Source organism: Azonexus sp. (assembly GCF_036170495.1).
Lineage (GTDB): Bacteria > Pseudomonadota > Gammaproteobacteria > Burkholderiales > Rhodocyclaceae > Azonexus.
The window spans coordinates 1-7911 of record NZ_JAVHPH010000481.1 but is presented as its reverse complement, the minus strand read 5'-3'; the positions used below and the strand labels follow the sequence as shown (position 1 = coordinate 7911).

Here is a 7911-nt window from a genome sequence, read left to right as displayed (position 1 = left end):
CCCCAGTCAAACGCTCGATCAGCGAATCCGACGCACTGTTCGAGCCTGGCGCCGATAACAAGGCCACTCCGCCCGAAATCATCGGCCACGTTTTTGTCGAATTCGACAAGACCGAACTGGCTAACCGGCAACGCCAACTGCTGCTGCGCGGGCTGATGATCGTCGTCTTCGGCCTGCTTGTTTTGGCTGCCCTCGCCATTGCCATGGCCGACAATCTCGCCCAGCCGGTGATGCGTCTGGTCCACGCCATTCACGGGATGTCTTCAGGCCGCCTCGACATCCGCGTACCAGCCACGTCGAGTGGCGAAATCGGCATTCTCGAAAATGGCTTCAACGAAATGGCCACGCATATCGAAGAGGTGCATTTTTCGATGCAATCCCGCATCGAGGAAGCCACGGCCCAGCTCGCCTTCCAGGCCCGGCACGATGCACTGACCGGCCTGCTCAACCGCCGTGAATTCGAACATCGGCTCGAGAAAGCACTGGCCGGCGTCCAGGCCGGCGGCGATGAATTCGCCGTGCTTTTCCTCGACCTCGACCGCTTCAAGCAGGTCAACGACAATTGCGGCTACCTGGCCGGCGACGAACTGCTACGCCAAATGGCGCTGCTCTTTCAGGGGCGCCTGCGCGAAGAAGACACCCTGGCCCGCCTCGGCGGCGACGAATTCAGCATCATGCTGGCCAATTGCAGCGGCCCCCGTGCCAACCAGGTCGCCGAAGACATCTGTGGTCTCGCTGCGGCCTATCGCTTTATCTGGCAAGACAAGGTCTTCGCGATTGGCGCCAGCGTCGGCGTCACCACGGTCAACCGGAAAGTTCGCAACATCAATGAAGTACTTGCCGCCGGCGATGCCGCCTGCCATCGCGCCAAGGAAAGCGGTCGCAATCGCGTTTGTGAGCAGGAGGCACAACTCATCCCGGAGCGCCGCCAGGAAACGGCCAACTGGGCCAGCCGCATTGCCAGCGCCCTGACCGATGACCGGCTCCTCATAGAAGCCATGCCACTGCGCGCCCTGCAACACCCGTCAGGCAGCCATCTCGTCGAATTGACGGCACGCCTCAACGAACCCGGCCAGCCGCCGGTAACGCTCTCCGCCCTGAGTGATGCAGCCGAACGCTATGACCTCGCGCCCGCCATTGACCAGCGCCTGATCGAAACCGCTATCGCAGCGCTGTCGCGCGCCAAAAGTCAGCAAAAACTGCTGCATTGCCTTGTCCCACTATCCCGCGCCTCGGTCAGCAACCGCGAAACCGTCGACTTCATCACGCGCAGCCTGAGTAGCCGCAACCTGGCGGGAAACCGGCTGTGTTTCATCTTTTCGGAAGACACCCTGACGCTCCTGACCAGCCACGCTATGGATTTTTCGCGCCAGATGCGCGCCCTCGGCTGCCAGATAGGTCTCGACGACTTCGGCGGCGGCTTGTCATCATTTACCCACTTGCGCAGCATCACGCCGAGCTACGTCAAACTCAGCCGGAGCCTGACCCGCGAATTGGGCGGAAATCGCGCGTCGACCGCGCTATTGCGGGCCGTTCAGGAAATCACCGCCGATCAGAATATCCATACGATCGCCGACGGTGTTGACGATCTCGACACACTGGAACAACTGCGCAACCTGGGGGTCGACTTTGCCGAAGGCAAGGCTGTCGCCCCCAGCGAGCCCTTCGAAGTCTGGCTCGAGGGCGCCGTCATGCGCTCAGCCTGAGCGGAAAAACTCGCTCAGAAATCCAGGCGCAGGCTGACCCACTGACGGCGTTCGACGATACGGCCATCAAGCTGGCTGTCGGTGGGTTTTGGCGATTTGTATTCGTTGTGCGCACCGTTCAGATTCTGGATGGTCAGCGCGAATTCACCGCCGAGTGCCCCAACGCGGAACGGGTAACCCAGGCGGGCATCGAGCCGACGGTATTTCAGCGATACGGTATTGCTCGACCACTGCATGGCCTGCTGCGCGTAGCCCATCAGGGAAAATTCGAGGCCCAGCGGCAATTTCTGCACCCACATCAACGACGTTGCACGGCTGGGCATAGAGTTTTCAGTGAACTCGGCCACATCAAGCCGCTTCGAGGAAGACGACAAGTCGGAATTCGGATACGCCAGCGCCGATGCCAGAAAATCACTGGTGATTCGTGCAAATGTCTGATTCAACAGCAGCCGTGTCGACTCAAAAGGTTGCCATTTGAACTGGTACTCCAGACCTACAATACGGACGTCCTGAATCGGCACCGTCGATTTCGGGACATCCTGATCGCTGGCGCCTAAATCCATTCTGTACAGACGATTTGAAACCCTCTCCCCGAACAGCCGGACATCAAGACTGGACCGCCAGTCGCGCCAGTCACCCAGATAGCCGACCTCCAGCGTATCGAGCCGCTCCGCCGCCATATCCGGCGTTCCTCGATAGATGAACTCATAGTATGGGCGATACGGACCCGCATTCGGGATCGGCGTTTCCTCGTGCCCGCGATAGTTCTGGATACTTCCCATCCGATAGGCGCGCGAAACGCCCAAGCGCACAGTATTCTGGCTATTGAAGTGGAAATTGGAACTGATCCGGGGAGATACATGCGCCCCAGCCAGCGAGTCGCTCTCACCGGCAAGGCCAACGTTACCGGTAAACCACCTAACCGGTTTCCATTCGACATTGCCGAAAACTCGTCCAACATCACGCCGCACGGTTCCCTGATCACGCAGCGTCCACTCCGAGCGCAGCGCGTCGGCTCTCCAACTCCCCCCCCAGACCAGTCGCGCAGTCTCAAAAGCGTGCAAACTATGCTGCAACTCGATTTCGTGCCGTGCTCCCTGATCACCGGACTGATTGACGTTTACGGGCGCCAAAAGTGGCAAAGCAACAACAAATGCGTCAGACGACTCATCATTCACGTACGAATAGCGTAACTGAATGTCCGAATCGCTCGACAGGGCACGACGCCACAATAGTTGGGCGTAACTATCAGTTTGCTTCACGTCACGAAAGGGATTCGTCGGATCCGGCAACAATGTTGCCTTGTCCAGTCGGCCACTCTGCGTAACACCTTCGATTTGCCCCGCGCTGAATTGCAGACTATCTCTTTCACTCAGGACAAAATCAGCACGAAAATCGAACAATCGAGTCCTGTAGGAGTCAATCCAGTTGTGCCGGTCGGTTAGCCCATCATCATTCTGATGTCGATAGGTAAAACGAAAATCCCCGACCTCGCCGATCTTGCCGCCCGTCCTGAACGTGTAGTCGCGGACATTCTGGTTGCCATAACTGGTGGACACAGAAGTTCCCCGAACCAGCGCAGGATCAACCGTAATGATATTGATAACACCAAGAAAGGCATTGCTGCCATAGGAAACTGCATTGGTGCCGCGTACGACCTCAATGCGCTCAATATCCTCCAGCGCGACCGGCAACGTGGCCCAATTGACACCACTCCCGAACAGCGGCGACAGCATTGAACGCCCGTCAATGAGTACCTGTACCCGTGGCGCGTAATCGCCATCGCCCAGACCATGGTAGGTAGCCCGCGCGGCCTCAGTGTTGTTCGGATAAGTCTGGAAACCTGGCACCAAACGGAAAATATCGTTCAGATCCCGCGCCCCGGAGCCCTTGATCATGTCGCGGTCGACAACCGTTACCGCAGCAGGTGCGTCCGCCAATTTTTGTGGCAAGCGACTGACCGAGGCCACGATCGGCAACTCGCTGAAATAGGCATCCTCATCCGCCGACCAGGCGTTGCAGCCCATCCCCGCCAGCAAGATAGCCAACGATGCGCATGGTAAATTGACTGTTTTACGGGTCACAAGCCCGGTGTCTCCATTTTTTCGATCTCGCCAGGCACCGCCAAGACCTGCTTCCAGGCCTCGGCAAAACACGGCGACTGCGCGCCGAGTTTCACACCGTGCCGATTGCAGGCCACCAAGCACAAAGCCAGCCCAGCCTGATCGACCACAGTAACGCCTTCGAGATCTATTTCGTCGACACCCACCCTTGTCAAGGCATGCATGAAGTCATTGCGCAGCGAGTTGCCAAGGCCGCCGCTAATACGCATGATTTTTTTCCCGCCGAGCTCGCGGACGCCAAGAATCGAGGCATTCCCGGAGGCCAGCGCGGCGTTGATCGCATCGTCGATAAGGATCTGGTTGATTGGCCCGGTTTGGAAGCGAACGCCAAACATATTGCCGACCCGGCTGACAACTGCAGCCGGTACGTCAATCAGGGGCGAGCCAAAAACGCTAAATTCGCAACCGATGTTGTGTGAAATTTCGAGCGGCATATCGGTCCGCAACATCAGGCCGGACAGGGAAAGATTTTCGATTAGCCCTTCGCCAATCGCCCCCCCGAAGCCAATCCTGACTTTAGGCAAGTTGCCGAAACGAATCCGCTGATGCCGCCGTTGATCCAGCATTGTGGCCAAAGCTTTCTAGAAATTTGTTTTCTTGGGATTTTATCAAATGTTGAGCACGCTACCACCTATTGCATAAGCAGATCGTTACATTGACTTTTGGCGCCCTGCTGGGTATTGTCTCCCGACGCTGGAAACACTCCAGCCGCGCCGATTTGAGCTCTGATTGCGGGCGCCAAATAAATTCAGCTAAAGCGGGAACCACCCAGTTCGCCCGACGAGTTCACGTTTAAGGCCAACTGGGTTTTTGTTTTCAGGAACAGCATGCCAGGACAATCCGTCGGCGCCGTCGAATCACAGCGCGCTCACTTCGATCAGCCGTTGCATTTGCGCAGCGGCGGAGTTTTGCCGGCCTACGACCTGGTGTATGAGACGTATGGCACGCTAAATGCCGCAAAGTCAAATGCCATTCTGGTCTGCCATGCGCTCTCCGGCCATCATCATGTCGCTGGCTATTACGCGGACCAGCCGCAAAATATCGGCTGGTGGGACAACATCGTTGGCCCAGGTCGACCGCTCGATACCGAAAAATTCTTTGTCGTTGGCCTGAACAATCTGGGTGGTTGCCACGGCTCGACGGGGCCATCCTCGATTAACCCGGCCACCGGCAAGCCGTGGGGCGCCGAGTTTCCGATTGTTGCCGTTAACGACTGGGTACACGCCCAGGCCAAGCTGGCCGACTTGCTTGGTATCGATAGCTGGGCGGCCGTCATGGGGGGTAGTCTGGGCGGCATGCAGGCCCTGCGCTGGAGCATCACCTATCCGGAGCGGGTGCGCAACGCCATTGTCATCGCCGCTGCGCCTAAGCTGTCGGCGCAAAACATCGCCTTCAACGATGTCGCCCGCCAGGCCATACTCACCGACCCGGACTTCCACGGTGGCAACTACTACGAACACAACACCCGTCCAGTGCGCGGCCTACGCCTGGCACGCATGCTCGGCCACATTACCTACCTGTCGGACGACCAGATGGGCGCGAAATTCGGCCGCGAACTTCGCAACAGCGCCTTTTCCTTCGGTTTCGACGTTGAATTCGAGGTCGAATCCTACCTGCGCTACCAGGGTGACAAGTTCGCCGGCTATTTCGATGCCAACACCTACCTGTTGATGACCAAGGCCCTGGACTATTTCGATCCATCACGCGAAGACAACGGCAACCTCAATGCCACCATGGCTCGCAGCAAGGCCAACTTCCTGATTGCCTCATTTACGACTGACTGGCGCTTCACCCCGGCACGTTCAAAAGAGATTGTCGCTGCCCTGCTGGCCAATGGCCGCAATGTTTCCTACGCCGAAATCGATCTCAATTTCGGTCACGACTCTTTCCTGATGGAAGACGTGCACTATCACGGCGTGGTCGATGCCTATCTGCGGAACATCAAGCTATGACACACACACTGGGGCGCCCCGATTTTGAATTGATCGCCGGCTGGATTGAACCAGGCCATCGCGTGCTCGACCTCGGCTGTGGTGACGGAACGCTACTGAAACACCTAATCGAACTGCGTGGCGTTCAGGGGGTTGGGGTCGAAATCGACGACGCCAATGTGCTGGCAGCCATCAAGAACGGCATCAACGTCATCCAGGGCAACCTGGAGCGCGGCCTCGACGAGTTCGCTGATCAGGCATTCGATCATGTCGTGCTGTCCCGCACGCTGCAAACCGTTCGTCACACCGAGGGAATCCTGCGCGAAATGCTCCGCGTCGGGCGCGAGGCAGTTGTCTCGTTTCCCAACTTCGCCTACTGGAAGAACCTGCGTTCGGTGCTCAATGGACGCATGCCGGTTTCCGAAGATCTGCCTTATCAATGGTACGACTCGCCCAATATGCGCTTCTTCACTCTGCTCGATTTTGAAGATTTGTGCGACAAAATGGGGCTGATCGTCCGCGAGCGCAGCGTTCTTGACGAAGAGGGCAACCCCGTTACCAGCGAGGTCAATTTTCTCGGCAGCCTGGCGGTCTATCGCCTGACGCAAACCCACTGATGCCGGCCTGGCTTGCCGCCCTGCTCAACCGCAAGATGCTGATCTGCATCTTTACCGGCTTCAGCTCGGGCCTGCCGCTCTACCTCCTGCTCAACCTGCTGCCCGCCTGGCTGCGCAGCGAAGGCGTCGACCTCAAAACCATCGGTTTTTTTGCCCTGATCCAGTTTCCCTACACCTGGAAATTTCTCTGGTCGCCGCTCCTCGACCGCTTCAGCGTTCCCGGTTTCGGCCGGCGCCGAGGCTGGATGTTACTAACTCAAATCGGCTTGCTGTTCGTCATTGGCTCACTCGGCGGCCTCGACCCGAAAGAAAGTATCTGGCCCATTTTGTGGCTCGCCGCCCTGCTCGCCTTGCTGTCAGGAACCCAGGATATTGCGGTCGACGCCTTTCGACGCGAGATTTTGAACGATAACGAACTGGGCCTTGGCAACGCAGTGCACGTCAATGCTTATCGTATTGCCGGCCTGATCCCCGGTTCGCTATCGCTGATCCTGGCCGATCGCCTGCCATGGAACGAAGTGTTCTGGATCACTGGTTCCTTTATGATTCCCGGCATGATAATGGCTTGGCTGGTCAGCGAACCGCTCATCAAAGGGACGCCCAAAACCCTGCGTCAAGCGGTTACTGAGCCATTTCACGAATTTATCGGCCGGCAAGGCTGGCGCGGCGCCCTGACGGTTCTCGGCTTCATCTTCCTTTACAAGCTGGGCGACAGCCTATGCACAGCGCTGGCCACCCCGTTTTATCTCGACATGGGATTCACCAAGACCGACATCGGTCTCATCGCCAAACATGCCGGCCTCTGGCCAGCAGTAATCGGCGCCCTGCTCGGCGGTTTGTGGATGATACGGCTGGGCATCAACCGGGCACTATGGCTGTTCGGCGTTGTCCAACTGACATCCATCTTCGGCTTTACCTGGCTGGCGTCGCAAGGCCACTATGCCAGCATCGGCGCCGAAGAACGCATCGCGCTGGCCTTCGTCATCAGCCTCGAAGCGCTCGGCGTCGGCCTGGGAACTGCTGCCTTTGTAGCCTACATCGCCCGCTCGACCCATCCTGCCTACACGGCAACCCAGATGGCGTTGTTCACCAGTCTAGCCGCCGTGCCACGGACCTTCATCAACGCTTCGGCCGGATGGCTGGTCGAAACGCTGGGCTGGAGCAGCTTTTACTGGCTATGTATCGGACTGGCCGTGCCGGGGATGGTGCTATTGCTGAAAGTCGCACCATGGCACGAAACCACGGCAACTGCTAATCGCCCCGCCTGAGCCGGCGCCGGTCCAGCCACCAGGCATACACGGGCAGAAACAGGATAGAGCCCGGCAAAAGCAAGGCAATCAGATAGGGCGACAGACGGACCATATGGCGCAAGTGCCGGACAAGCTCCTGCTTTTCATCCGGCGTCCAGTGGCCACCATTACGCACCTTCATCAACAACGGCATGATGCCGCGCGTCGCGATCAGTTCGGTCAGAACCCTGCGCGCCTGCCGCCGCTGAGAAGAAACCATCTGGCGCCACCAGGAGGGCAGTGCG

General features: G+C 58.3%; 7 protein-coding genes. 4 read left to right on the top strand and 3 right to left on the bottom strand.

Translation table 11 applies throughout. From position 1 onward, the window contains the following. On the top strand, nt 1-1706 hold a 1706-nt coding region (locus tag ADADOO_RS17360), incomplete at its 5' end, for an EAL domain-containing protein (RefSeq protein WP_511278772.1). Nucleotides 1707-1720: 14 nt separating this feature from the next. On the opposite strand, the gene ADADOO_RS17355 is transcribed toward ADADOO_RS17360, so the two are convergent. Together ADADOO_RS17355 and ADADOO_RS17350 are read right to left on the bottom strand one after the other, a co-directional pair. Then, a complete protein-coding gene (locus ADADOO_RS17355) occupies nt 1721-3754 on the bottom strand; it encodes a TonB-dependent receptor plug domain-containing protein (protein WP_511278771.1) in 2034 nt (677 codons plus the stop codon). Between the two features lie 32 nt (nt 3755-3786). Next, nucleotides 3787-4395, bottom strand: coding sequence for a PilZ domain-containing protein (locus tag ADADOO_RS17350; protein WP_511278770.1), 609 nt, complete (start codon nt 4393-4395; stop codon nt 3787-3789). A 261-nt stretch (nt 4396-4656) separates the two neighbouring features. Here ADADOO_RS17350 and metX point away from each other — a divergent pair, with 261 nt between their 5' ends. The 3 genes from metX to ADADOO_RS17335 are packed head-to-tail and all read left to right on the top strand — an operon-like array spanning nt 4657 to nt 7645. Then, the gene (gene metX / locus ADADOO_RS17345) at nt 4657-5781 is read left to right on the top strand and encodes a homoserine O-succinyltransferase MetX (RefSeq protein WP_511278769.1); all 1125 of its coding nucleotides are present in this window, start codon (nt 4657-4659) and stop codon (nt 5779-5781) included. Then, nucleotides 5778-6377 carry a methionine biosynthesis protein MetW gene (gene metW, locus ADADOO_RS17340; RefSeq protein WP_511278768.1) on the top strand — a complete coding sequence of 200 codons (600 nt, stop codon included), beginning with the start codon at nt 5778-5780 and terminating at the stop codon, nt 6375-6377. The genes metX and metW overlap by 4 nt, the downstream gene beginning before the upstream one ends. Further along, complete coding sequence (locus tag ADADOO_RS17335; protein ID WP_511278767.1) at nt 6377-7645, top strand: AmpG family muropeptide MFS transporter; 1269 nt, start codon at nt 6377-6379, stop codon at nt 7643-7645. Before metW ends, ADADOO_RS17335 begins: the two co-directional genes overlap by 1 nt. On the opposite strand, the gene ADADOO_RS17330 is transcribed toward ADADOO_RS17335, so the two are convergent. Further along, a partial coding sequence (locus tag ADADOO_RS17330) for a hypothetical protein (protein ID WP_511278766.1) occupies nt 7629-7911 on the bottom strand: 283 nt, incomplete at its 5' end. The genes ADADOO_RS17335 and ADADOO_RS17330 overlap by 17 nt on opposite strands.